This window comes from Geomicrobium sp. JCM 19039 (assembly GCF_000698145.1).
GTDB lineage: Bacteria > Bacillota > Bacilli > Bacillales > Marinococcaceae > Geomicrobium_A.
The window spans coordinates 144,843-170,683 of the sequence record NZ_BAXB01000006.1 but is presented as its reverse complement, the minus strand read 5'-3'; the positions used below and the strand labels follow the sequence as shown (position 1 = coordinate 170,683).

Genomic DNA, 25,841 nt, shown 5'->3' with positions numbered 1-25,841 from the left:
GGTAAATGTAGCCCATACTTTAAAATGAAAGGAATGATTAGATGTTTGATGGAGGATTCGCTTTAGAGCTTCCCTTTTTAGAAGGCATTGTCGGCTCTGTGAACGATGTCATTTGGACGTACATTGTTATCGGTTTGCTTATTATTGCCGGTCTATATTTTACGATTCGTACGAACTTTGTCCAAGTTCGCATGTTCCCCGAGATGTTTCGTGTCATCACAGAAAAACGAAACAGTGATACCGGTGTTTCTGCGTTCCAGGCGTTTACGATTAGTGCTGCGGCACGGGTAGGAACAGGGAATATCACAGGGGTGGCACTCGCCATTACCGTCGGAGGACCTGGGGCCGTTTTTTGGATGTGGGCCATTGCAACGGTCGGGATGGCGACCGGGTTTATTGAGAGTACACTTGGCCAGTTGTATAAAGAAAAGGACGGAGATCGTTACCGCGGGGGGCCCGCTTATTACATACAAAAAGCATTAGGATTGCGCTGGCTCAGCATTCTGTTTGTCATTCTCATCGTCCTTTGTTTCGGTATGATTTTTAATGCGTTGCAAGTGAATACGATTACCGATTCGTTCCAAACAGCTTTTGATACTAATCGTTTGCTGCTTTCCTTAATTCTTGCGGCAATTACTTCAATCATTATCTTTGGAGGAGTAAAGCGAATTGTAAAAGTCACCCAACTCATGGTACCTTTTATGGCGGTTGCTTATATGGCGGTTGCGCTTTTCATCGTTTTTGTAAACCTTGATCAGATTCCAGCAGTCATCTCACTAATTTTTAATGAAGCTTTCGGAATTTCTCAGGCGGTTGGTGGCGGTTTTGGCGCTGCAATTATGGAGGGAGCAAGACGGGGGTTATTCTCAAACGAAGCTGGTATGGGTAGTGTGCCAAACGCAGCTGCTGCAGCAAACGTGACACATCCCGTGAAACAAGGCTTATTCCAATCGCTCGGCGTATTCTTTGATACGATGATTATCTGTTCTTGTACAGCCTTTATTATATTGTTATCAACCGGCTACATGAATGTCGAAGGGGAAGGTGCAACCGTAACCCAATTCGCCATGTCTCAGCATATTGGAGAATGGGCAAGTGCCTTTGTCGCCATAGCCATCCTCTTTTTCGCCTACAGTTCCGTGCTCGGCAACTATTATTACGGCGAAACGAATATCGAGTTCCTTAAAAACGGTGCGCGTTGGCTGCCAATCTATCGAGTTGCTTTCCTCATTATGGGTGTTCTTGGCGGAATTGCGACCGTAGAACTTGTCTGGACAATGGCTGACCTGTTTATGGCATTGATGGCAATCGTAAACATTACCGTCATTTTGCTGCTTACGAAAAAAGCCGTCACATTACTGAAAGATTATACGAAGCAAAGAAAAGCCGGAAAAGACCCTGTCTTCTACGCATCCCAATATCCTGAAATTAAAAACACTGAATGCTGGGGTGACAACGAAGACGAACGATAAACACGACACGTGCCGTTCACCAGTTGGTGAACGGCTTTATTGTTTCCCCTTTCTTACGATTCGTGTACAATAAACGATGAATAATTCTAAATAATAGAACGATTAAACACCAAAACTGAAGGAGAACGCCGATGCTAAAAAAACGATTCATAGGAACGCTTATACTTACAATTGTAGCTGGTTGTAGTGACAATGAAGTGGACGAAGAACCCGAGCCTGTTGAAGAGCCAGAAACAACACATGAAGAAGAGCCTAATACAGAAGATCATACAGAGCTTTTAGAATTGGAAGCGTCACGTTTAGCCATGATTTGTGGCATTTGACGGATGACGTCACCTTTAACATTCAAGGGGAAGTTGGACCGATCATTCGAGATGGTGACTACGCCATTCTCCCGGTCACGCTTGACAGTGAAGATGAAGTACGTTCGACGATTACCGGTCTATTTGACCCTGGTGTATTCACTGGAGAGGGGATTGCCTCTCAGCAAGGATTAGATATTCGCATCATTGATACTGAACAGATGACTACATCTCTTTCTGCTGCTTTATTGCTCGAAGAAGATGAATACATAGCGATGCATACGTTTTTTGGTGAAGGCAGTCGCAACACTCAGATCACCTTTGGCGATGACGCAGAACCTGCGAGATATTACGGAGTATTTACTGCCCCAGAGACCGAATCTGTCCATGTGTTGTTTCGAAGACTAGGCGTTATTGAAGATATTCCAGTTGTGGACCGCGAAGACATTGGTGCCTTAACCATTGATGAGCGACTCGGTGAATTGTCTGAAGAAGAACGAGAAGAGCTCAGCGAAGACGATGAATCATTTTTTGCCCAAGTCATACCATCCGTTGAGGAAATCATTGAAAGAGAGCTCGACCGAGCGCACACAAGCGCAGAGTATGATGGAGATCTAGGCCGTGTTCAAGCTTCAGTATTTCCAATCGAAAGTTACCAGGAAAGTATTGTAAGTTCTGTAAGTCGAATTGATGAAATTCAACATTCAACGCTCATGATTTCAAGCGACGTGTTATTCGATTTTGACTCGGCTGAGTTGATGGAAGAAGCAGACGAAGAACTATCTGCTGCGGCTGACGTACTCATGTCAGCTGAAGGTGGGGAGTTGGTCATTGTCGGCCATACCGATAATGACGGTACAGAAGAGTACAACCAACAATTGTCGGAGGATCGTGCCGAGTCTGTTCAAGTATACTTGGAAAACAGCATCGACCTTGATTCATTTGACGTTGAGGCTCGCGGAGAATCTCTACGTGAACCGATTGCTGACAACGAATCTGAAGAAGGAAGAGCATTAAATCGTCGCGTTGACATTCACTTTACACCACCTGCAGAAACGATTGAGGTAGAGGCTGAAGCTGAAATGCCTGAAGTTCTAGGTGACGAAGTCGAATATCCAAGCACAATTCAAAACGAAGACGGCGAAATTGAGATTGAATCAATAAAGCGCGTCGATGATTTATTCGTAGGAAGGATTACCGTTCGATATTTGGAAGATGTAGGTTCTAGCTATAATGCCCTTAACTTCGGGTTTGGCAGACCATATGGGGCAAGGGGTTGGCATGTGGATGATTCCGTTGGTCATAGTCAATTCACTGCTTATGCCCCAACCATCATACACGGCGATCAGCGCTATTTTCCACTGGACTATTACTTAGCGCCACTGGAAGGAACAGCCGCTGAAGATTGGGTCGAACAAGCTGAAGAAGATGAACAGTTTATCGTCCCACTTGCAGAACGATACACAGGTGATATTGGAAGACTCGATGAAGGAGGTTACTACACATCAACCATCATTTGGCCAGCTGTGGACAGTGACACGGTAACCGTCGACTTAACCGTCCCCTATCGCTTCCTAGATGATTTGACTGACAGACAAATTGAACAAACCCGTTCATGGCGAATCACTGACGTGCCAGTGAATGAATAGATAAATTCGATAGACAGCACCCAACCGTAATTGGTTGGGTGCTGTTTTATTACTAGTTTGCAGTAATGCTCAAATGGCTTACGAAGCGTTCGTAAGACCTCTCCAAACCAGATAAATAGTTCGCATCATAAGTTTTGATGGATACAGAGTTGGCAATCATCTCTCTAGCTGTTTTTAAATCGGAGACGTGTTTTCCTGCAATCAGCTGAACAACGATATTACCAAGTGCAGTTGCTTCAGTCGGACCAGCAACAACCGGACGATTAATAGCATTCGCCGTAAACTGACAGAGCCATTGATTCTTGCTTCCTCCCCCTACCAGATACAAGCATCGATACGTTCTACCTGTAATTGCCTCCATTCGCTCCATCGTAAACCGGTATTTAAAGCTCAAGCTTTCCAAGATGCAACGAAGGATCTCTCCTTTTGTTTTAGGTATATATTGCTCAGTCTCAACACAATAAGCCCGTACTTCTTCAATCATGGAAGAGGGAGACAAAAAGCGATCTTCATCTGGATTAATAAACGAAACGAATGGTTTCGTGCTATCTATCGCTTCACCCATCTCCTCATAGGTGAGTGGTTCATCATGTTGCGACCACTCCTCCATACAGCGTTGTACGATCCATAAACCCATAATGTTTTTTAAAAACCTCGTTGTTCCATAAACGCCTGCCTCATTCGTAAAATTCTCGCGGAATGCTTCCTCAGTAATGCACGGTGATGAAAGTTCTGTCCCAAGCAGTGACCACGTTCCGCAACTTAGAAATGCGAATGATTCTTCGCGAGTCGGAATCGCCGCCACTGCAGATGCGGTATCATGTTCACCAACTGCTACTACATCCATTTCAGGGAGGTTTAGTTCTTTTGCCAAACTTTCTTTAATTGTTCCTACCCGATTACCCGCCTCAACGAGAGGTGGCAATAGATGATATGGGAGATCGAGTTCCTTAATAATTCTATGTCCCATTCTCTTCGATTGGCGTTGAAAAACTGCGTCGTTGATGCATTACTTACTTCCGTAACCTTGTTTCCGGATATAAAATAACGAAGTAAGTCAGGGATCATCAGCATCATCTTTGCATCTTTGAAACCATTCCCTTTCTTAAGTGCATACCACTGAATTAAAGTATTAATTGTCATAAACTGAATGCCTGTTCTTTCATAAATGGCTTCCCTTGTCATGACCTTACTTACTTCTTCGACCATCCCATCGGTTCGATGGTCACGGTAATGAACGGGGTTGGAAATGAGCTCCCCGTCTTCGTCGAGAAGACCATAATCGACCGCCCACGTATCAATGCCAATACTGGAGGCGTCATCATGCCCTTGAAGTCTTACCTTTCCCAGACCCCTTTTAACCTCATACAACAATCTTAGAATATCCCAATGCATCGTTTGACATGGCCTAACCGGGTTATTGAGGAACCGGTGGATTTCTTCCAATTTGAACGTACCGCGCTCTAGATATCCAACAATGACACGACCACTGCTAGCACCAATGTCTATGGCAATTGCTTTCACCAGCCAGCGCCGCCTCTCCCGCGATGTTGAATCTTCTCTTCATAACCACTGTCTAAATAAGCCTGAATAGGTTCAGCAGAAGCTCCCATCTCTTCACGAACGACGCGAAGCAGTGGATGAACATCTACCTCAAATGCCTGCGTACTTCATATTCTGCGCCAAGAATATCATTGTTTCTCTGGTAATGATGCACACGATCCACATCAACGAGTAGCGCCTTTGCATACTGAACTTGAATATTTATGACAGACTGTAGCATCGCCCGCGTCTTAGACTCCAAATAGTGACACTGATCAATCATATATGATATGTGTTTGGCTGTATGGCGGACACCTTCATCGTCATCAAAATAGCTATCGACAATTTGATATAGAATAAGAAATAATTCATACGGGTTTATGCTCCCGGCCATGAGGTCGTCATCTGCATATTTACGATTATTAAAATGAAAACCTCCAAGCTTCTTCTCATCTAGTAAGTAAGCAACAATTTGCTCAACATTTACGCCTTGAGGGTGATGACCGAGATCAACGAGCACTTCAGCTTTCTCCCCAAGGTTTTGGGACAACTGAAAAGCCATCCCCCAATCAGCAAGGTCAGTATGATAAAACGAAGGTTCAAAGTGCTTATACTCTATGAGTAAGCGCATATCATTATTCAAATGTTGATACACTTTTTCCAAGGAAGATTGCAGCCATTTCTTTCTTGCTCTAATATTTGACTGACCGGGATAATTTGAGCCATCGGCTAACCAAAGGCTAACTTCAGATGAACCGAGTTGCTTTGCAATATCGACACATTCCAAGAGGTGTTCAATCGCCTTTTTTCGGATACTCTCACTGTTGTGAGTCAAGCTTCCGTATTTATAATCTTCATCTTGAAACAAATTCGGGTTGATGGCTCCAATTTCTAAACCTAAGCCTTCACTGTACCTCTTCAATTCTGAGTAGTCGTCCACATGGTCCCAAGGAATATGAAGTGCAACCTTCGGACATATGCCAGTATGTTTCTGCACTTGTGCAGCATCTTCTAACTTCTCATAAATGTTTCGAGGTGAACCTTCGTACTGGAACACTTTGAAACGTGTGCCAGCATCTCCATATCCCCACGAAGGTGTTTCAATTACAAATGACTTTAACTTTTCCTTTACCGCGTCAATATCAATGCCTCGATCTTCTTGTTGTTTCACAAATACCTGATATGCTTCGTCACTATTCAAGACAATTCCCTCCTCATTAACGTGTGAATGATGCCGGAACTCCCCCATCGACAGTCACCATGCAACCGGTCGTCTTAGCTGAATTCGAAGAAACGAGAAAGGCAATGGTGTTCGCTATATCACGAGGCGTCACATTCACTTTTAATATGGTTCGATTTCGATAATGTTCTTCCAATTGATCAGCCTCAATACCATAGTTCGCGGCACGTTCTTCCCGCCATTTCGAGTCCCAAATTGCCGATCCCTGCAGCACAGCATCCGGTAAGACAGTATTTACGCGAATGCCATACTCACCTCCTTCAACAGCCATACATCTTGCCAAATGAGCTTCTGCCGCTTTTGCGCTGCTATATGCGGTGACGTTTTTTCCTGCATAGATGGCGTTTTTAGATGCTACAAAAACCATTTGCCCACCAATGCCTTGCTTTTTAAGAAGTTGAAATGCTTCTTTTGCGACGAGAAAATATCCTTTTGCTAAAATATCCATATTCAAATCCCATTCTTCCTCCGTTGTATCTTCAATGGTGTTGGATGTTGCAAGACCTGCATTGTTAACAACAATATCAACGCCACCGTAAGTCAGAACAGCTTCTTTAAATGCTGATCGGATTTGTTCGTGACTTTTTACATCCACTGTTGAGGCAATCAGTCGGCCTATTCCGAATTTCTCTTCGAGCTCATTAACAACTTCGTCTGCACCTTCTCTATTTATATCAGCAACGACAACATGAGCCCCTTCATTCAGTAAACGCTCACACGTGGCACGACCAATCCCCCTGCGCCCCCGGTCACAAATGCGACTTTCCGAGAAAAATCCCCCTCCGGTGGTGAAAGTGACAGCTTATACAATTCTAGCGGCCAATACTCGATAAGGTACGCTTCTTCTTCCGTTAAAGAACTGAAGGTCCCAATCCCTTCTGATCCAGTCATCACTCTGATGGCACGATGGTATAAATCACGACTTATTCGAGCTGATTTCAGATCTTTTCCTGTATTAATCATCCCAATACCTTGAATTAAAATGACACGAGGAGACGTTTCGCGCAAAACATCTTCTTCGCTTTTATTCCGTTCGAAATATTCGATATAAGAAGATTGAAACTGGGCAATACCTTCTCTAATTGCTACTTCTAATTCCGACAACGTTTCTGTTGAAGGATTCCATTTGACAAACAATGGTGTCCTCTTTGTATGGACAAGGTGATCAGGCAAGCAGCCCCGATTTGCGAAAGTAGAGGTGCTCTTTCTCGATTAACGAAGTCAAGGACCTCTTCACTCTCATCATGGGTCACAATCAGATTCCTCTTATTCTCTTTAACGCAGCCTCTTACCACTGGCAAAATGGCTTGGAGCATCTCGTTTCGCTCATCATCACTGATCGAATTTACGACTACATCTCCAAAAGGGTGGGATGACGTTTCCCTTTCCAAAAAAATTTCTGCTTTCTGAATTACAGCGATCGTTTGATCATAGCATTCTTTAGCTGATTCTCCCCATGTGACAAGTCCGTGTTTTTCCATAAGCACAAATTCAGCATTTCGGTTAGCGGCAACTTTCTCCCAAATCATTTTTGACAGATCAAAGCCGGGACGAATGTAGGGAACCCATACGTAACGATCACCAAACAGTTCGGTAGCCACTTCTTCTCCATTATCCGCGCAACAGATACTAATGATGCTGTCAGGGTGCGTGTGATCGACATGTTTAAATGGTAGAAATGCGTGCAACAACGTTTCTATTGAAAAGCGGGGGTGAGAGTGGTCCATTTTGCAGTTTGTCAAATAATTAACCATCTGCTCATCCGACATCGTCTCTCTTTCTTTCAAAAGGGTGATATCTTGCATACGCAATGCCGTGAAATGCTTTTGCTGTGCATCAGCGAGGTCCGCTCCACTTCCCTTTACCCAGATGACGTCAACTTCTTTCCCATTAAAATCCAATTCTTTTGTTTTTACTGAAGTGTTCCCGCCACCATAATTGCAAACAGAACGATCAAACCCTAATAAGTTGGATCGGTAGACGAGAGCATCGAGTTCGCCTTTTACATTCGTTGAGTTCTTCCATAAATGATTAACCATGAGGGTTCCTCCACGTTATGATTGTTTTTTACGGTTATAAATTCTGTCCATACCTACTGCAATTAATAGGACGAGTCCCGTAATGATCATTTGATAAAATTCCCCGACATTCAAAATCACGAGTCCATTCGCAAGTACTCCCATGATCATGACACCTAGTACGACACCTAGCAGTTTTCCTTGTCCTCCGAAGATGCTAACTCCCCCAAGGACAACTGCAGTTACTACTTCAAGCTCAAATGCCTGCAATGCGTTGGGCTGACCAGAATTTAATCTGCCTAGTAGAATCATTCCAGCAATAGAACATAAGAAACCGGATGTCATATAAACGAGCAGTTGCATTCGTTGCGTATTTACACCAGATAAACGCGCCGCTTCTTGATTACCTCCAAGCGCATAAATGTAGCGACCGAGATAAGTCTTATACAATAAAATCCAAACAATTATGAACACGATAACCATGATGATGGCTGGAACTGGAATTCCGAATAAATAGCCGGTTCCGAACCACCGGATTGACTCTGGAAACCCAAATACCGGGTAACCATCAGTGATAACAAACCCAATACCACGTACAATCGTCATCATTCCAAGCGTTGTGATAAGTGCTGGAATTCCAATTTTCGTCACAATGAGACCGTTTACTGTGCCTACAGCTACTCCGGTGGCAACGCCTGCCAAAACTGCTAGTACTGGGTCAACCCCAGTGGACAATAACGTTCCCGTCACCACACTTGTCAATGCCACATTTGAAGCGACCGAAAGGTCAATACCACCGATAAGTAATACCATTGTCATTCCCGCTGCTATAATACCTAACATTGCCGTTTGACGTATAATATTAATGAAATTACCTGTAGTCAAAAAGTTGTCCGACATCGACGCAAAAAATATAACTAATGCAATTAATACAAACAGCAAAATTAATTCATGTGTAATTTGAAATGAGCGTTTTGATTTGGTTGATAACGACGTGCTCATGACAAGCCCCCCAACTCTTGTTTCACCCCGGTTGCAATTTGCATGATTTTTTCTTGGGTCGCTTCTTGCTGTGGGAGGATATCCATGAGTTCCCCTTCTTTCATAACAGCAATTCGATGCGACAAATTCATTACTTCCTCCATTTCAGAAGAGATCATAATAATTGCTTTTCCTTGCTGCAATAGTTCATCCATTAACTTATAAATTTCTTGCTTTGCACCGATGTCCACCCCTCGTGTAGGCTCGTCAAATATTAAAACATCAACATCCGTCGCAAGCATTTTAGCGATAACTAACTTTTGCTGATTTCCCCCACTCAGCTGTTTTGCTAATTGATGGGTCTGGTACTTAATGGCGAGTTGGTGCTTATAGTGCAAGATAATTTCTTTTTCTTGTCGGCCTTTAATAAATCCAGCTCTAACAAACTTTTTCAATGATGGCAAACTAATGTTTGTTTCACAGCTACCTTCTAACACTAGACCTTCTTTTTTTCGATCTTCTGGAATTAAACCTATGCCGAGCTTCAATGCTTGAAGCGGTGATTTGATTTGCTTGATCGTCTTCCCATTGATTTCAACTGTTCCAGAATCCATTGGGTAAAGGCCATAGAGTGTTTTCGCAAGCTCAGTGCGACCAGATCCCATCAGCCCGGCCACACCAAGAACCTCACCCTTGTGCAAAGTGAAATTTATTTGCTTGATTTTCCCTTCAGAAGAAAGGTTGTGGACATTGAGAGCAATGTTACCTCGAGCACTTCCACTGCGACCCACGATGTTCAATTGACGACCGACCATCAGTTGTACGAGACGATCATGATTGAGTTCTTCAATTCGCTTCGTTGCAATGTATTCCCCATCCCTTAGTACGGTCACACGATCTGAAATTGCAAAGATCTCATCAAATTTGTGGGAAATGTAAATTACTGCGACTCCATTTGCTTTGAGTGTGTTTATCATATTAAACAAATTACCGATTTCTTCTTGCGTCAAAGCCGCTGTTGGCTCATCCATAATAAGCACTTTCACTTTTTTGGAAATAGATTTGGCAATTTCAACAAGTTGCTGCTGAGCAATCCCTAGATGTTTAACATATGTGTTCGTCGATATGCTTACGTTCAACCGCTTAAGCACATCTTTAACACGCTTTATGTTCTCTCGCTTTTTCACAAATACACCTTTTCGTTTCTCATTGCCAATCATGATATTTTCTTCCACCGTCATCTCCGGGAAAAGATTGAACTCTTGATATATAATGCCAATTCCCTTATCAGCGGCTTCTTTCGGCGATTGAAAACAAACATTTTCACCCTCAAATTTAATCGTGCCTTCATCAGGAGTAACGGCTGCAGCAAGAACCTTCATTAAAGTTGATTTGCCTGCCCCATTCTCTCCAACGATCGTGTGAACTTCACCCGGCATAATTTCAATCATTACGTCGTTAAGTGCGACTGTCCCAGGGTACCGCTTCGTTATATTTTCAGCTTGGAGAATCGCCTTTGTATCCACATTCTCACCTTTTCTTAGTAATCTTCAATATTTGAAGCGTTAACTGGCATTACTTCAATTTCATTTTCGTATTCATAATCCTCGTCATTCATAATATTGAAAAGCACATCGATAATTGTTTCTGCAGTCACTCGGGGTTGCTGATCTACAGTAAACTTGAAAATATCATCCTCACGAATAGCGCTAATCGCCTCTGGTACTGCATCAATACCCCCTACTGCAAATGTTTCTCCATCCTTACCTGCGGATAGGGCAGCATTTTGTGCGCCTAGTGCTCCCGCATCATTAAAACTAAATATTCCGATTAAATCGGGGTTTGCTTGCATGAAGCCTTCGGAAACTTGGTAAGCAGCATTCGGATCACCCGCTTGCTGATCACCGACAATCTCTACGGCTGGAGAAAGTTCATGAATGCCATCAATAATGCCTTCTTTTCGTTGAATGACTTGCTCAATCTGATCAAAGTTGATAATTCCTACATCACCTTCACCGTTGTGAACCTCTTCAATCCACTCTCCGCTTGTGTTCCAAGAGCCATACCCATAGAATATTCGTCAGCACCTACCCACACATCGGCATTTTCTAGTTTTGTGGTATGTGCTATAACAGGAATACCTGCATCAACTGCCGGTAAGATGGCTTCGTTAATTGCATTTTGATCGGTTGCAGTAACAATAATTGCGTCTACACCTTGCGCAACGAAATTATCAATGGCGTTCATCTGTTCATTTACATCATCACGTGGGTCATTGATGTTTACATCATAGCCTTGTTCTTCAGCAAGCTCCGAGACGTTTTCCGTCAGTTCAACGAAAAACGGGTTGCCTAAATCAAGAACAGTCATCCCGATTTGCCCACCGTCTCCATCTATAGCGGCATCTTCTCCACTGTTTTCTGTATCATCTGTTACCGATTCTTCTTCCCCTCCAGCATCACAAGCTGCTAGCGCGACCACAGTGCTCATCATTAAAATACCGGTTCCTATCCAAGAAAATTTACGCATTTGCACATCCTCCTATCATAGTTTCGTTAAGATGAAATACTTCTTTTAACAAACGAGTATCTTCCCCGCTTTCATTAGCACGACCTGATTCCATGATCTCTGCCATGTAAGCTTCCCAGCGAGTTGCACTTGGTGGGCAGCTAAAGTCTTTGCTGCCTTCTCATAATCTTCGCTTTCCAAATAGGCAAACAATTCTCGCCCATCTTTAAAAATTGAATAATTATGAATTCCAGCTTCAACAGTCGCTTTCTCTACATCACGCCAAACTTCCTTATGTCGCCTTACGTACTCTTCTTCAAAGCCCTTTTTGATCTTCATGCGAAATGCATAACGCTTCATTCATTAACCACCTTCCATGTATGCGCTTCCATAACTATTGACGTAATTATAAGTGATATAATCTTTATTTTCAACATTATTTTTTTGATACACAGATTATTAATTTTGAATCCCTCTGTAAAATATTGTTTTTCAACGTTTTTTTCGCTACAATATGGCTATGAGATGACGAGGTGAGGTAAACATGACGTATACGAAGAGTGAGCGATTTGGCCGTGGGCCCCACTTAAATCCGCGTCAACAGCGCATTGTTAGAAGGTTAGATGAAGAAGATAAATTACGCGTTTCAACTCTTAGTAGTGATTTTGGCGTAACAGAGGAAACAATTCGTAGAGATTTAGAGTTTTTAGAAAAACATGAATTACTTATTCGTGTTCATGGAGGCGCCATACCTAAAGAGAAGACTGAAGGCTTTGAGTTACCAGTACTAGACAGACAATCAAAAAATATGAAAGAAAAGAAAGCGATAGCTGCAATGGCTGCCTCATTCATTAATGACGGGGAAATAATTGCTCTAGATGCGAGCACAACTTGTTTACAACTGGCTAAAAACTTACATCATAAACAACTTACCGTAATTACAAATTCAATTTCTGTATCGATTGAATTGGCACATCAAAAAGATATTACCGTCATTTTAACCGGTGGATATCTACGTGTAGAGTCAATGTCACTAGTCGGAATATCTTCAGACAAAATCATTAATGACTATCACGTTGATAAGTTTTTTATCTCCTGCAGCGGCATCGACCTCAAATGGGGGGTAAGCGAAAGTCATGAATTACAAGCACAAACAAAAAAACGTATTGCCTCTCTAGCAGAACAAACTTTCGTCTTAGCTGATCATAGCAAATTCGGTCACAAATCCCTTGTCCATTGGCTACCAACAGAAAAAATCCATACAATTATTAGCGACCAGCAACTAGACGATGATATCGCTAAACAGTATCAATCTGCAGGAATATATGTGCATAGGGTATAGCTTTTTAAAAAGTGAGAGGTAGACGTGTTTCTCTACAACACAACTCCTTTCACTTTTTGTATGTTTGGCTTGTAACTTAACACCTCTACATTTCCTTTCCTTAAAAATGAAAAATCCCCCCTTATCATTTTTTAAGCAACTCCATTAATTTTACATTTGAACATATTTGACTCTCCCCTAAGAGGAGCCTATAGACTACGGAGGTTCCACTAAAAAAAGGAGGAGTTCAAATGGGAGAAGTAATTCGAGTGAGCGGCTTGACAAAGCGATTTGGTCAAAAGATCGCTGTCCAAGACCTTCATTTATCTGTACGAGCGGGATCAATTTTTGGTTTGCTTGGCTCAAACGGAGCAGGTAAATCGACAACGATTGACTGTATGCTCGGCACAGAGCGAGCGGATGCCGGAGAAATCCGCATCTTGGGCACCGATCCACGCGCGAATCGGCGTTCGCTCTTTCAGCACGTCGGTGTTCAATTTCAAGAAAGTGCATTCCAAAGTGGACTGAAAGTGCGAGAGATTTGTGAGATTACGCACTCATTATATGAAAACCCGATTGATTGGCAGAAAACTGTTGCCGAGTTTGAATTGAGTGACAAACTGAAAACGACCATTTCCGACTTGTCTGGTGGGGAGCGGCAAAAGCTTTGCATTCTGCTTGCGATGATGGGCCGTCCGAAGGTGATTTTCCTCGACGAGTTAACGACGGGCCTCGATCCTGTCGCGAGAAGGGACATTTGGCAAACACTGCTTCGCCTGAAACAGACCGGCGTTACATTGTTTCTCACCTCTCACTACATGGATGAGGTGGAGAAGTTATGTGATGAAATTCTCGTCATCAAGGGTGGCAAAGAGCTCATTCGAGGCACGGCTGCAGATGTTGTGCACCGAACCGATTCAGAAAATATGGATGAAGCGTTTGTAAAGCTCGTCGAGGAGGGTATACGATGAAAACATTGCGGCTACTTTATATGGCAGAAGTGAAATTATCCGTTCGTGAAATGTCGTCTGTTATTTTTGGTATTCTTTTACCAGTTGGACTCATGGGATTGATGGGGATGTTTGCTGATACCCAACTGGAATTAATTCGTGCATTTGCGGCAATTGCCACGATTGGGCTCGTTTCTACGGGAATTATGAGTTTACCGCTGTCGCTCTCTTCCTACCGGGAGAAGAAAGTGCTCAAACGGTACAAAGTGACTCCGATTAGTCCAACCCACTTACTCGCGGCTCACGTGTTGCATTGTTTCTCTTTAAGCACTCTTTCGATGGTGCTCGTCTTTCTCGTCGCTTGGCTAGGGTTTGGTCTTGAGATTGTTGGTTCGCTGTGGCTATTTTTAGGGGGATATGTATTCGTTATGATTGCAATTCATAGCATTGGAATGCTCGTTGCTAGCGTATCTCCTCGAGAGAAGACGACAGGGGCAATTAGCAGCGCTCTATTCTTCCCAATGTTTCTATTGTCTGGAGCGACGATCCCGCTTACGATCCTACCGGAATTCATGCAAACGTTGGCACAAATCTTCCCGCTTACTCACGGCATTACAATTCTGACAGATATTGCTACGATAAATGAGTTCAATACCGTAAGCTTCCTTATTCTATTTGTACTCACCGGCATCTGTTTAATGATATCTGTAAAAACGTTCAAATGGGAGTGAGTTCATGTACAGCATCGGATTATTTTCCATAATGAACCGCGTAACCGTAAAGGCGCTGCGTTATTACGACAAAGTCGGCATCTTAAAGCCGGCTCATGTCGACGCCGCAAGCGGATATCGCTACTACAAATCGACGCAAATTGGGGATCTTCATCACATTATGGCACTCCGACAAATTGGTTTTACGATTGCTGAGATTGAAGAGGCATTGGCACATCAATCTGCGGCAGAGTTAATCGAAGAGAAACGCGGGCAATTGCTCGGTGAGATGGAAGCTCTTAAAGCACAGCTTGCACAAACAGAATATTATCTTTCGAAAGCGCAAACCCCTGACATTTTCATTAAAAGCTTACCCGGTGTAACCGTTGCTTCGATGAGACTCCGGATTGCCAACTATAACGCTTTGTTTCAAGTCGTCCCTGAAATGGGGGAGCGTATGCGTGCCGCTGGCTGTCGCTTGGACCCGTTACTGTATTGTTTCCAGATGTATCACGACCTTGAACATCGGGTAGAAAACATTGATGTTGAGATTTGTGAAGCGGTAACGGAAAAGAAGCCCGATGCGAACGGCCTCGTTTTTAAACAGGTGCCGGAAGTGGACGCCGCTGCTTGCCTTTTGCACCGTGGGCCTTATTCGACGATTGGCGAAACACATGCGGCTTTATATGACTGGCTTGAACACAATCGTTACGAGCTCGCCGGACCACCGAGGGAAGCGGTGATTGACGGCATTTGGAACCAAGAATACGAACGGCACTGGTTAACGGAAGTACAGTTTCCTTTAAAAGCTACACACTCGCACTAGTTCTCTCCTCGAAAAACGTCACACCGGTCAGCTCTTCTGAGCACACCCACAACCGTTCTGCCGTGGCTTCATCGTAAATGTCCTTCACAGATGGGTCGACCTTCGGGTACCCTTTACGTCGATTTTTATGATCAGGCCCTACGTATTCTCCCCCTTGTAAAGTCGGCTCTGTTGCGGCATATAATGTCGGGAGCGCGCCCATCTGCACTGATTGCGCTAAATGATTTTGTAAAAATGGTAAGAAACCTTTACCACGCGCGCCACCTCCTCTTGATAGAAGATTGGACTGAGATAACCCCGGGTGACAGACGAAGCTTTTCACGTGAGCCCCCTCGTTTTTTAGTTTATTTTGTAGTTTTACCGCAAATAAAAGATTCGCCAATTTACTTTGTGCATAAAACGTGTACGCTCGGTATCCTGTTACACCGTCTAAGTTATCAAAATCAATGGAAGCTTTGTGAGCGGCCAAGCTGCTGAGCGTCACGATTCGTGGATTTCCGGCAGCCTGAATAATAGGCATTAGCTGCCCTGTTAACGCAAAGTGACCGAGATGGTTCACCCCGAATTGAAGTTCAAAACCGTCGGTCGTCTTTTTGTAAGGGGGCATCATCACTCCAGCATTGTTAATTAACAAATCCAATGATCCATAAGCATCACACATCGATTTAGCGAAGACGTTCACACTTTGCAAATCAGAAAGATCCAATTCTTTTAGTTTCACATCCGCTTTCGGTACGTCTGTCTTAATTTGTTCGAGGCTTCGCCGCCTTTTTTCATGCTGCGTACAGCTAAAATGACGTCCGCTCCCTTAAGCGCAAGTGCCCGGGCTGTTTCCAAACCAAGCCCATCACTAGCCCCTGTAATAACCGCTGTTTTCCCTGTCAAATCAGGCATATCCGCTGTTGTCCATCCAGCCATTGTCTCAACCCTTTCTAATTGAACTCTTTTGTAACTCTTTTTTAATTCTTATTGGTTCCAAATAGATTTATCTAATAACCTCTTTTGGAATGTCTAAGGAATACACGCCTTCATTCTCTCGAACGACAACCGAAGTCTCGCAAAATGCTGACAATGTTTCCGAAGTCATTTGTTCCTCTGTTTTTCCTTTCGAGAACACTTTTCCTTCTTTTAGTAGTAATGTATGTGTGAATTGGGGTAAGATTTCATCTATTTGATGTGTCACATACAAAATCGTCGTCTTCTCTTGATCAGCAATCTTTTCAATGAGCGTTAACAACTGCGTTTTAGCGAGAAAATCAAGACCATTGCACGGTTCATCCAAGATGAGAATGTCGGGTTCCGCCATGAGCGCCCGGGCAATCAACACCCGCTGTTTCTCCCCTTGTGACATCTGTTCGTACGGTTGGCGTTCAACATGTTCAACGCCGAGCATCTGTAATAACTGCTCGGCTTTTTGCATCTCTTTCTCACTTGGATCGATATGCAAGCCAATGGACGCGTGCATGCCACTCAACACGACTTCAATGCCGAAATTTTGTTGTTGGTGTTGCATTTTTTCTGAAAACGAAAAACTTACCCAGCCGATTCGTTTTCGAACGTCTTGCCAAGGAGATTCCCCGAATGTCTGACCAAGCACGTGCACCTTGCCTTTTGTCGGGAACTGGTAGCCACATATGATGTTTAACAATGCTGTTTTCCCAGCCCCGTTCATCCCTAAAATCGCCCAGTGCTCTCCTTGATGCACGTCCCAATTAATCTGGTCAAGAATCATTCTCTCACGGACAAAGCTCACACCCTTAATTGAAATCATAAGTGCTTCTCCCCTTTTCCTTCATTGTACATGCAATCCCAGCGGTTTCCCATGCTTTCATCTTTTCAATTCTTACGACCTGCATTAAAATGAATAGAGGAGTTGATCGTATGAAAAAGTTCCCAACACATTCTTACGACTATTTGTTACACGTTCAAAGAGAGATATCTGAGACGTTAAATGAAAGCACCGACATATATGAAACGTTGCAAAGTTGCTTAGAAAAACTTCTGAAAATGATGAATTTATCAACGGGATGGATTTTCTTACTGTATAATCACGATGATTACGAACTTGCCTCCTACCACCAACTCCCGCCAGCGCTAAACAAGAACGACCAAGCGATTATGAAACAACAAGAGGGTTGTTCCGATTGTTACTGTTTAAATCGCTATCGTGAAGGCCGGCTTGCACAAGCGGTTCAATCAATTCGGTGTGCACGACTTAGCGACGCTTTGTCGCTCGACAAACATGCAGATACGAACGGTCTCACACATCATGCTAGTGTTCCACTAACGGTCCGAGGTAGCAAAGTCGGTTTGTTAAATTTGGCCACACCAGGGATGAGAGACTTTGAAAAAGAAGAGTTGCTTTTATTGGAGTCCATTGCTTTCCAAATTGGCGCTACCGTTGAACGGATTCGTCTTTATCATAAACAAAGCGATCTGCTTATTACGAAAGAGCGGACCCGGCTCGCTAGAGACTTGCATGACTCGGTTAAACAGAAACTTTTTGCCTTATCGTTAACATCTAAAGGCATTGAAGCACTAAGTAAAGATCTACCTGCGATCACCGATGCAGCTAAAGACGTTGGCACCCTCTCACAAGAAGCTCTGCAAGAGATGCAAAGTCTTATTTGGCAACTCCGGCCAGAACATGGTGAAGATCCGCTTGCTGATACGCTGGAAAAACATGCTTTGCGACTCGGCCTACGCCCGTTCATACAATGTCGAACGTTGCCTTTAACAGAAACAGTGAACGAGTCACTCACAAAAATCGGTCAGGAAGCAATCTACAATGTATTTAAGCATGCAGAAACGGATCAATTATCCATTGTTCTTGACACCGTTGATGAGGGTGTGGTTTTTGAAATTTCGGATCCTGGTGTCGGCGGTGCATTCCCACACCCAAGCCGTCTCGGTATGAAGAGCATGCAGGAAAGAGCTGAGCAAATCGGTGCTGACTTCACCGTTACGAGCCGCACAGAGCAGGGACAAAAATTACGATTTGCATAAGAAAGGAGGCAGCTTGCGTTGCCAACGACGGTACTACTTGTAGATGACCATAATGTCGTCTTAAAAGGATTGCGGTTTTTCCTTGAAACGAAAGCAGATCTTCATGTTGTAGGTATGGCGAATGACGGCAAAGAGGCGTATGCACTTGCGATGGACGTACGGCCCGACGTGATCGTCATGGATGTGATCATGCCAGGACAAAACGGCATCGTTACGACCGAACAATTAAAGAAAGACTTGCCGGACACGAAGATCATCATGTTGACGAGCTCAGCAGAGAAAGAACACGTCATTCCGGCCATACGAGCAGGGGCTGACGGCTATCAATTGAAGGATATTGACCCTGACTATTTGTACGAGACGATTGTGCACGTGGCGAGCGGCGAGCGTGAACATGCGTTGCACCCACAAGTCGCAAGCCAACTCATGACACACGTCGCGACCGATGATGGACCAATGCATTTGCTCTTCTCACGGCAAGAGAAGCGGAAACCCTTCGCCAAGTGACATTAGGAAAAAGCAATAAAGAGATTGCTACTGCCCTTTTTATTAGCGAAAAAACGGTGAAAACCCACCTTACGAACATCTTTTCAAAACTTCAGGTCAACGACCGTACGCAAGCGGCAATTCTCGCACTGAAAAATCAATGGTTCAACGATATTCAGACGTAGATGGTGTAGACACAACTACGACGAATGTCTGACGACTCGCTCAATCCTTTTAGGTATCGATAATCTAGCCTTATGCTCGATGAGTGTAACTGCGATTCCCCGGATAATGGAATTACACAACCGAGGAGGGGATGGACGATGAGCTGGCAAAAAGCTTGTTCGATGGAAGAGTTAAAAAAGGAAAGAGTGAAACTGATAAAAGGTGGCATTGTTGTTCTTCTTCATGAAGGGCATGTTTATGCGATTGATAACCGCTGCCCGCATATGGGCTTTCCGCTCCATATGGGTAGCTTAAAAAATGGCATATTGACGTGTCAATGGCACCACGCACGGTTTGATGTTTCTAGCGGGGGAACGCTCGACCCTTGGGCAGATGATCTCATCAAATATGAGACCGACATTCAAGATGAGCAAATTTATGTAAATGTGGCTCGAGCAACAGGAGACAGAGCTACCTATCATATGAACCAACTACAAAAAGGATTGGAACAAAACCTTAGCCTACTTATTGGCAAAGGCGTTGTCGGATTGCTCACGATCGACACAAAACATGTTCGGGACATTTTGCACGCCGGCATTCGCTTTGGTACCACTTCAAACAACGCCGGTTTTGATCGCGGCGTAACGACACTCGTCGCGATGGTCAATGTTCTCCCTAAACTCCACTTGCGTGTACAAGTCCAAGCGCTCTACCAAGCGCTCGTTATGGTTGCGAGTGACGGGGCAAATCGGGCCCCGAAACGAAAGTTAACCCCACTCACGACAGAAGCAGACCTGGGAGAACGATGGGTGGACTGGTATACCGAATGCACGAATGTTCGAGACGCACAAGGAGCAGAGCGAATTCTACTTTCGGCTATGCACACGTACTCCAAAGAAGCGTTGGCACAACTCGTCATGCGCGCAGTCACCGAACATTATTATATGAATGATGGGCATGTACTTGATTTTACGAACAAAGCGTTTGAGGCGATTGAGCTATGTGATGAAGCGTATCATTCCGATATTTTGGCGTCATTGCCGATGATTGTCACGACCGCTGAACGAAGCGAAGAGAAATCTCGCTGGCGTGCACCCGTAGATTACTACACGCTCGTGGAAAAAGCGCTGGAGGACATTCAAAGCGCCGGTGTCAACCCGTCCGCTCCACTCGATGACGGAGCACTCCTTACCGCATTACTGGAATCTCAAGATGGCAGTTCAATCCAAGCCGTAAAGCAGGTAATCATGCAAGGTGTGCCCCTTGTGAATATCGCACGCGTCATTACACTCGCAGCAGCTACAAGAATTGTTCATTTTAGTACGCAGAATGATTTTGACGACTGGAATACGGTATTGCATACGTTCTCGCACGCCCACGCCGTCCATGCATCACTACAAAGGTCACATGATCCGAGCCTCATTCGTGCAATGATGCATACTGTCGTGAGCTTATCACTGGATTCTTTCTTGAATATCCCTGCTGCCAAACGCCCCGTTGCAGCCGAACTTGACGATGACCAGTTGCACCATTTCTTAGCTCTTTTTGATACGCAACAGCCGGTAGAAGTCGCCGCACAGTGGGCGCTTAGTTATTCCGACAAACATGCCGATACCGGACCATTATTCGCCGCAATTGGCGAAGCAATGTTGCGTGAGGACGCTGGATTTCATACGTTGCAAATGTATGAGGCCGCTACTGTTGAATACGACAACTGGAATTCCTTTAACAATGACTTTGCTAAACGGGCAAAGGACACGTTGCTCATCGCGCTTGTCCGTTACGTGGCTGCCCATTCCCCAACGCCGCGGGAGCTGCCGCGCTTTGCGGACATCGCTTGGCGATTGCACCGGGGTGAGAAGATATTCGAAGAAGCGTAACTTAATTTCCGCTCCCTAACTTTACTGCTGCACCAAATTGTTGAGAGGCGTTTGCAAATGTGATCCACGCAATCAGTTCCACGACCTCTTCATTTGTGAACGTCTCTTGTAACCGGGCGAAAACAGCATCAGGGATCTCCCCATTCAATTGTTGAAAAACGACTGCAAAGCCTGTTGCCACAACTTGTCGCTCATTACTATGCAACTCATCTGGCTTGCCTTTTCCTTTACAGTATTCACAGAAATTACCTTCGGCGAGGGTGCGACGAACTTGTTCTTTCAGTGATACAGACAATTGTCCATAATGAATGAGTTCTTCTTCTAGGTCGACCCATTTCCACATCACACGTTCACACGTACCAAGAACTTGTTGAAATGGGGTGTCGCCTTTCGTTGCGTACGGTATTCTAGTCATATGATCGCCTCCTACATAACATCATGAACGAATGTTCGGGACGAATCTTTCGACTTTAAAAGAATTCAGTAGAAAAACTTTCGATTTTAAAAATTATATAGGAGAAAACGTTCATTATGAAAATCGATCAACACGACGCTGAAATCATCAAACAATTGCGTATAAATAGTCGGATATCCTTGAAAGAATTGAGTGAATGCGTGTCACTTTCTGCACCTTCTGTTCGAGAGCGTATGAAACAGCTCGAATCGTTTGGTGTGATTAGAAATTATACCGTCAACGTGGATTTCGAAGCGCTCGGTAAACCCGTTCAATGCATTGTGGAAGCCACACTCTTGAACCGTAATTACGACGCGTTTCAAGAAATGATTAAAAAACAAGCGAACGTTGAATTTTGCTACCGCATTGCTGGGCGTGCGTGTTACATGCTAAAACTCCACTTTTCAAGCTTTAAACACGCAGAAGCATGGATTAACCGCATGTCTACGTGGGCAACAACAGTCACCCACTTTATTTTTTCTGAAGTACACATGGATAATTCACGGATTATTCATGAGGAATGACCTCAAAACAGCGTTAAGCTCTTTTGACCTTCTTGTCGGCACTTGATGCCCAACCCCGTCAATATAAACGGTGTCAACCCTCGCCTTTTTCATCTGTTCATAGAAAGTCGATTGATATCCTTGTACGTAGCGATCGTGAATGCCATACACGAGCAACGTTGGCGCTGTCAATTGCCCGAGTGAGTTCGTATAATCTGCTTCTACGCCAGCCCGATACCAACTCGCCAAAACGTCAGACGGTACGCTTTGCACGGTTCTCCTCATTCGTTTTCGAGCTTCTTTATGCTTCGTGTGAGAACGTGAAAGCACTGTAGACATGAGGGATTGCCAAGTGTGTTCAGCCGCATAAACGCCTAGCCTAAACTCTCGCTCCAATAAAAGCGTATCAACGACTGGGAACCCCCCGATTAACACGAGGCCCCTAACACGATTTGGGAATCTTAAGGCGAATTCCAATGCCGGCAGTCCCCCACAAGAATAACCAACGAGTACGACCCGCTCGTCTTGTTCATAATCGGCGATCGCTCGGGCGTCTTCTGCCCACAGTTTGAGCGAGAGCGGCTCTCTTCCACTCTCGCTCAGGGCGTGCCCTCGTGCATTTAATGCGACAAGCTTATACCACTCCGATAACGGTGTTTGCTCTGTAAACACCGCGGCCCCAAGTGCGGGGGGATGAAAGAAATAGACCGGTTCACCCTTCCCAATTCGATCGTAGTGTAGCATCGTTCCATCTTCAGTCGAGAATAAATACATCACAAGCACCTCACTTACGTGTTACGGTGCCCGAATTTAGCCGATAAAATCCATAAGCGCTGTCACCAAACTATACACCCCAAGCCCTGTACAAATGAGCACAATAAGCCCGCCAATAATATTTAACTTCACCGAGTTGACGTACTGTCCGAGCAGCTTTTTATTGTTTAGAACGATGAGCAAGAAGATCGCAATAACCGGTAAAATAATGCCATTTAATGCTTGTGCAAACAACAGAATCGATAGCGGTTCAAAGCCGGTCGCTGATGTAATAATACCAATCCCGATTACAATGCCAAATACGACTTTAAAAGCTTTCTTATCAAAACCCGAGCCCCATTTCATTACCCCGCTAATCGTGTATGCGGCGCCAATTGGGGCAGCGACCGCTGATGAAAACCCTGCGGCAAGCATGCCGATACTAATGAATACGACGGCCCATGGCCCTAACAAAGGCTCTAGCGCCATCCCTAATTCATTTACACTCTCCACCTCTACCCCACGAATAACAGCTCCTGCGGTAATAAGTATTGCTGCCGTAATTACTCCACCTAAACCGATGGAAAGTATGATATCCAAGCGGGCAGCTTTTAAATCTCTCGCATCTCGCCAACGTTCTTGTACACTTGAAGCGTGCAAAAACAAGTTGTATGGAACGACGGTTGTTCCGATTAATGCGACAACGATAATGATCGACCCTGACGGTACAGTAGGTATGAAGGCACCTTGGAACAATTCACCAAGCGGGGTGTCAACGACAATCATCGTCGTAATAAACGTCACACTCATCACAGCAACCAATACGATGAGTAGTTTTTCGACAATTTTGTATGATCCAAAAAGACCAATTAACAAAATGATGACCCCAAGTATCGGTGCGATAACATTTGAATCAACGCCGGTGAGCATGCTAACCCCCAATGCACCACCGGTTAAGTCTCCAGCCATATAAGCGGCACAACCGACGCCAATCGAGATCGAGACGAGGCCAATCGTTCCATACTTTAAGAACGGTCGCTTAAACTGGTCGTGTAATGCTTCCCCAAGACCTTTCTTTGAAACAATTCCTAACCTTGCCGCCATTTCTTGTAAAAACATCGTGGCGACAATGGAAAAAAGAACGGTCCAAAGTAATGTAAACCCAAACGATGCCCCAGCTCGTGTCGCTGTCGTTACCGTACCAGGCCCAATAAATGACGCAGTAATAATGGCTCCAGGACCGATGACTTTCAGTTTAGAGACGATGCGGTCCTTCATTGATTGTTGGCGTGTTTCTAGTTCCATGCTATCCACCTCCATTCGTCTGTCTTATAGGAATATTCCGATTACTACCGGTGCAAAAAACAGCGACCAAGGTTCCTTGCCCGCTGCATCGTTATTACATCTGTTCTGGTGCATGAACACCAATGAGTGTCATGCCATTTCTTAACACAATTTGTGCGGCCTTGACGAGTGCAAGGCGAACGTGTGTCAACTCCGGATGATCCGCATCAACAATTCTCTCCGCATTGTAGTAGCTATGGAATGTAGACGCAAGCTCATGCAAGTAGTTTGGAATTCGGTGCTGTGCATAATTGTCGGCTGCCCCTGCAACAACACTCGGAAATTCACCGATTTTCTTTAACAATTCATACGCCTTGTCCGAGTCGATGAGTTGTAGCTGGGCACCCTCATCCTTAACATAAGCCACACCTTTGTCTTCTGCTTGTTTAAACAAGCTGCTAATTCTTGCATGCGCGTATTGTACGTAATAGACCGGATTCTCATTGGATTCTTGCTCAGCTAAATCCATATCAAAATCCAAATGCGTATCACCGCTTCGCATCGCAAAGAAGTATCGGGTCGCATCCAACCCAACTTCCTCCCAAAGTTCACGCATCGTGACCGCATTGCCCGTACGCTTACTCATCTTGACGCGTTCGCCACTTCGCATAAGATTTACGTTTTGACCAATTTGGAAGGTCAGCTTTTCTTTCGGGTAACCGAGCGCTTGAATTGCCGCTTCCATTCTCGGAATATATCCGTGATGGTCGGCCCCAAATAAATCAACAAGCTGATCAAACCCGCGATCGAGCTTATCTTTATGATAAGCGATGTCTGGAAGCAAATACGTGTACGAGCCGTCTTGCTTTACGAGTACACGGTCCTTATCATCTCCGTATGCAGAGGACCGAAACCACGTCGCGCCGTCTTGCTCATACACTTCATCGTTCTCTCTGAGCGTTTCTAGCGTTTCAACAACTTTGCCAGACGTATACAATGACGTTTCTGAAAACCACGTATTAAATTGAACCCTAAAGTCAGCAAGGTCCGCTTTTAGTTTTTCAAGAAGTTGTGTGAGTCCAAGCTCACGGAACGTTCGTAGACGCTCAGCTTCTTCCATGTCAACAAACCGGTTCCCATGTTCATCTTTAATACGCTCGCCAATGTCAACAATATCTGCGCCTCGATAACCGTCTTCTGGAATTTCTGCATCCAAACCATTTGCTTGTAAATACCGAACTTCAACGGATTTTGCAAGGTTGTCAATTTGATTTCCAGCATCGTTAATGTAGTACTCTCGCTCCACGTTGTATCCTGCCATTGCCAAGATATTGCTCAACGAGTCGCCGATTGCCGCCCCTCTCGCATGTCCGAGGTGTAACGTGCCTGTCGGGTTAGCAGAGACGAACTCGAGTAACACGGACCGACCCTTCCCCGTATTTGACTGCCCATATTTCGCGCCTGCTTGAAGCACATCAGGGAGCACGTCGCGCAGGAAGCGAAGATCTAAAACAAGTTAATAAACCCAGGTCCAGCGATTTGACACTCTTTTACGAATGCCTTCTCTCGGTCCAAGTTCTCAACAATTGCCGTTGCGATTTCACGCGGGTTCCGCTTCGCAATTTTTGTTAGCTGCATCGCCAAGTTCGTCGCAAAATCACCATGGCTCTTGTCTTTTGGTGTTTCAAGTATGACGGTAGGCATCTGTTCCGGACTAACTAGACCTGCTGTCACGGCCGCTTCTTGCAATGCCTCTTTCATTTGTTCCTTTGCTTGGTCCAATCTATTCAT

23 protein-coding genes and 4 pseudogenes are annotated in these 25,841 nt (G+C 44.5%); 12 read left to right on the top strand and 15 right to left on the bottom strand.

Annotated features, from left to right (window positions below; translation table 11 throughout):
* The first annotated feature begins 41 nt into the window (after positions 1 to 41).
* The 3 genes from JCM19039_RS08440 (at position 42) to JCM19039_RS08430 (ending at position 3,423) form a co-directional block, all read left to right on the top strand.
* Positions 42 to 1,472, top strand: a complete 1,431-nt coding sequence (locus JCM19039_RS08440; protein ID WP_042425920.1) for a sodium:alanine symporter family protein — start codon at positions 42 to 44, stop codon at positions 1,470 to 1,472.
* Positions 1,473 to 1,603: 131 nt separating this feature from the next.
* Positions 1,604 to 1,795 carry a hypothetical protein gene (locus tag JCM19039_RS08435; protein ID WP_042425916.1) on the top strand — a complete coding sequence of 64 codons (192 nt, stop codon included), beginning with the start codon at positions 1,604 to 1,606 and terminating at the stop codon, positions 1,793 to 1,795.
* Positions 1,792 to 3,423, top strand: a complete 1,632-nt coding sequence (locus JCM19039_RS08430) for an OmpA family protein (RefSeq protein WP_042425913.1) — start codon at positions 1,792 to 1,794, stop codon at positions 3,421 to 3,423. Before JCM19039_RS08435 ends, JCM19039_RS08430 begins: the two co-directional genes overlap by 4 nt.
* A 52-nt stretch (positions 3,424 to 3,475) precedes the next feature.
* Here JCM19039_RS08430 and JCM19039_RS21840 read toward each other — a convergent pair whose 3' ends face one another.
* The 9 genes and pseudogenes from JCM19039_RS21840 to JCM19039_RS08390 all read right to left on the bottom strand — a co-directional run bounded on the left by JCM19039_RS21840 (position 3,476) and on the right by JCM19039_RS08390 (position 12,072).
* On the bottom strand, positions 3,476 to 4,393 hold the full coding sequence (locus JCM19039_RS21840) for a rhamnulokinase family protein (RefSeq protein WP_081834412.1): 918 nt from the start codon (positions 4,391 to 4,393) through the stop codon (positions 3,476 to 3,478).
* Complete coding sequence (locus JCM19039_RS21835; protein ID WP_052363687.1) at positions 4,315 to 4,947, bottom strand: FGGY family carbohydrate kinase; 633 nt, start codon at positions 4,945 to 4,947, stop codon at positions 4,315 to 4,317. The genes JCM19039_RS21840 and JCM19039_RS21835 overlap by 79 nt, the downstream gene beginning before the upstream one ends.
* Positions 4,944 to 6,214 (bottom strand): annotated as a pseudogene (gene rhaI / locus JCM19039_RS08420) (L-rhamnose isomerase). The gene JCM19039_RS21835 and the pseudogene rhaI overlap by 4 nt, the downstream one beginning before the upstream one ends.
* Positions 6,183 to 8,244, bottom strand: a pseudogene (locus tag JCM19039_RS08415) (bifunctional aldolase/short-chain dehydrogenase). The pseudogenes rhaI and JCM19039_RS08415 overlap by 32 nt, the downstream one beginning before the upstream one ends.
* Before the next feature lie 15 nt (positions 8,245 to 8,259).
* Positions 8,260 to 9,225: an ABC transporter permease gene (locus tag JCM19039_RS08410; protein ID WP_042425910.1), complete on the bottom strand. Its 966-nt coding sequence runs from the start codon at positions 9,223 to 9,225 to the stop codon at positions 8,260 to 8,262.
* Complete coding sequence (locus JCM19039_RS08405; protein WP_042425907.1) at positions 9,222 to 10,730, bottom strand: sugar ABC transporter ATP-binding protein; 1,509 nt, start codon at positions 10,728 to 10,730, stop codon at positions 9,222 to 9,224. Before JCM19039_RS08405 ends, JCM19039_RS08410 begins: the two co-directional genes overlap by 4 nt.
* Before the next feature lie 14 nt (positions 10,731 to 10,744).
* A complete protein-coding gene (locus JCM19039_RS26445; RefSeq protein ID WP_255343646.1) occupies positions 10,745 to 11,200 on the bottom strand; it encodes a substrate-binding domain-containing protein in 456 nt (151 codons plus the stop codon).
* A 5-nt stretch (positions 11,201 to 11,205) separates the two neighbouring features.
* Positions 11,206 to 11,733, bottom strand: a complete 528-nt coding sequence (locus JCM19039_RS26440) for a sugar ABC transporter substrate-binding protein (protein ID WP_042425904.1) — start codon at positions 11,731 to 11,733, stop codon at positions 11,206 to 11,208.
* 45 nt (positions 11,734 to 11,778) lie between these two features.
* Complete coding sequence (locus JCM19039_RS08390) at positions 11,779 to 12,072, bottom strand: L-rhamnose mutarotase (protein WP_052398622.1); 294 nt, start codon at positions 12,070 to 12,072, stop codon at positions 11,779 to 11,781.
* Between the two features lie 184 nt (positions 12,073 to 12,256).
* On the opposite strand from JCM19039_RS08390, the gene JCM19039_RS08385 reads away from it, so the two are divergent.
* The 4 genes from JCM19039_RS08385 (at position 12,257) to JCM19039_RS08370 (ending at position 15,519) form a co-directional block, all read left to right on the top strand.
* Complete coding sequence (locus tag JCM19039_RS08385) at positions 12,257 to 13,054, top strand: DeoR/GlpR family DNA-binding transcription regulator (protein ID WP_042425900.1); 798 nt, start codon at positions 12,257 to 12,259, stop codon at positions 13,052 to 13,054.
* Between the two features lie 230 nt (positions 13,055 to 13,284).
* Entirely contained in the window at positions 13,285 to 14,004 is a 720-nt protein-coding gene (locus tag JCM19039_RS08380) for an ABC transporter ATP-binding protein (protein ID WP_042425897.1), read from the top strand.
* Positions 14,001 to 14,714, top strand: a complete 714-nt coding sequence (locus JCM19039_RS08375) for an ABC transporter permease (protein ID WP_042425895.1) — start codon at positions 14,001 to 14,003, stop codon at positions 14,712 to 14,714. The genes JCM19039_RS08380 and JCM19039_RS08375 overlap by 4 nt, the downstream gene beginning before the upstream one ends.
* A 4-nt stretch (positions 14,715 to 14,718) precedes the next feature.
* Positions 14,719 to 15,519 (top strand): MerR family transcriptional regulator, encoded by an 801-nt coding sequence (locus tag JCM19039_RS08370; RefSeq protein WP_042425893.1) that lies wholly within the window; start codon positions 14,719 to 14,721, stop codon positions 15,517 to 15,519.
* On the opposite strand, the pseudogene JCM19039_RS08365 reads toward JCM19039_RS08370, so the two are convergent.
* A pseudogene (locus JCM19039_RS08365) lies at positions 15,503 to 16,413 on the bottom strand (oxidoreductase). The gene JCM19039_RS08370 and the pseudogene JCM19039_RS08365 overlap by 17 nt on opposite strands.
* 91 nt (positions 16,414 to 16,504) lie before the next feature.
* Positions 16,505 to 17,290 (bottom strand): ABC transporter ATP-binding protein, encoded by a 786-nt coding sequence (locus JCM19039_RS08360; protein ID WP_042425891.1) that lies wholly within the window; start codon positions 17,288 to 17,290, stop codon positions 16,505 to 16,507.
* Between the two features lie 110 nt (positions 17,291 to 17,400).
* On the opposite strand from JCM19039_RS08360, the gene JCM19039_RS08355 reads away from it, so the two are divergent.
* The 4 genes from JCM19039_RS08355 to JCM19039_RS08345 all read left to right on the top strand — a co-directional run bounded on the left by JCM19039_RS08355 (position 17,401) and on the right by JCM19039_RS08345 (position 21,056).
* Positions 17,401 to 18,525, top strand: a complete 1,125-nt coding sequence (locus JCM19039_RS08355) for a GAF domain-containing sensor histidine kinase (RefSeq protein ID WP_042425888.1) — start codon at positions 17,401 to 17,403, stop codon at positions 18,523 to 18,525.
* An 18-nt stretch (positions 18,526 to 18,543) separates the two neighbouring features.
* Complete coding sequence (locus JCM19039_RS08350) at positions 18,544 to 19,032, top strand: response regulator transcription factor (protein ID WP_307190205.1); 489 nt, start codon at positions 18,544 to 18,546, stop codon at positions 19,030 to 19,032.
* Positions 19,029 to 19,196: a response regulator transcription factor gene (locus JCM19039_RS27245; RefSeq protein ID WP_307190204.1), complete on the top strand. Its 168-nt coding sequence runs from the start codon at positions 19,029 to 19,031 to the stop codon at positions 19,194 to 19,196. The genes JCM19039_RS08350 and JCM19039_RS27245 overlap by 4 nt, the downstream gene beginning before the upstream one ends.
* A gap of 138 nt (positions 19,197 to 19,334) precedes the next feature.
* On the top strand, positions 19,335 to 21,056 hold the full coding sequence (locus JCM19039_RS08345) for a Rieske (2Fe-2S) protein (RefSeq protein WP_042425886.1): 1,722 nt from the start codon (positions 19,335 to 19,337) through the stop codon (positions 21,054 to 21,056).
* A gap of 1 nt (position 21,057) precedes the next feature.
* Here JCM19039_RS08345 and JCM19039_RS08340 read toward each other — a convergent pair whose 3' ends face one another.
* Positions 21,058 to 21,471 (bottom strand): carboxymuconolactone decarboxylase family protein, encoded by a 414-nt coding sequence (locus tag JCM19039_RS08340; protein ID WP_042425883.1) that lies wholly within the window; start codon positions 21,469 to 21,471, stop codon positions 21,058 to 21,060.
* A 116-nt stretch (positions 21,472 to 21,587) separates the two neighbouring features.
* Here JCM19039_RS08340 and JCM19039_RS08335 point away from each other — a divergent pair, with 116 nt between their 5' ends.
* Complete coding sequence (locus JCM19039_RS08335; protein ID WP_042425880.1) at positions 21,588 to 22,034, top strand: Lrp/AsnC family transcriptional regulator; 447 nt, start codon at positions 21,588 to 21,590, stop codon at positions 22,032 to 22,034.
* Here the strand turns inward: JCM19039_RS08335 and JCM19039_RS08330 are convergent.
* The 3 genes and pseudogenes from JCM19039_RS08330 to argS all read right to left on the bottom strand — a co-directional run bounded on the left by JCM19039_RS08330 (position 22,011) and on the right by argS (position 25,841).
* On the bottom strand, positions 22,011 to 22,787 hold the full coding sequence (locus JCM19039_RS08330; RefSeq protein ID WP_042425878.1) for an alpha/beta fold hydrolase: 777 nt from the start codon (positions 22,785 to 22,787) through the stop codon (positions 22,011 to 22,013). The two genes, JCM19039_RS08335 and JCM19039_RS08330, sit on opposite strands and share 24 nt — an antisense overlap.
* A gap of 36 nt (positions 22,788 to 22,823) precedes the next feature.
* A complete protein-coding gene (locus JCM19039_RS08325) occupies positions 22,824 to 24,071 on the bottom strand; it encodes an Nramp family divalent metal transporter (RefSeq protein ID WP_238544973.1) in 1,248 nt (415 codons plus the stop codon).
* 94 nt (positions 24,072 to 24,165) lie between these two features.
* Positions 24,166 to 25,841 (bottom strand): annotated as a pseudogene (argS, locus tag JCM19039_RS08320) (arginine--tRNA ligase).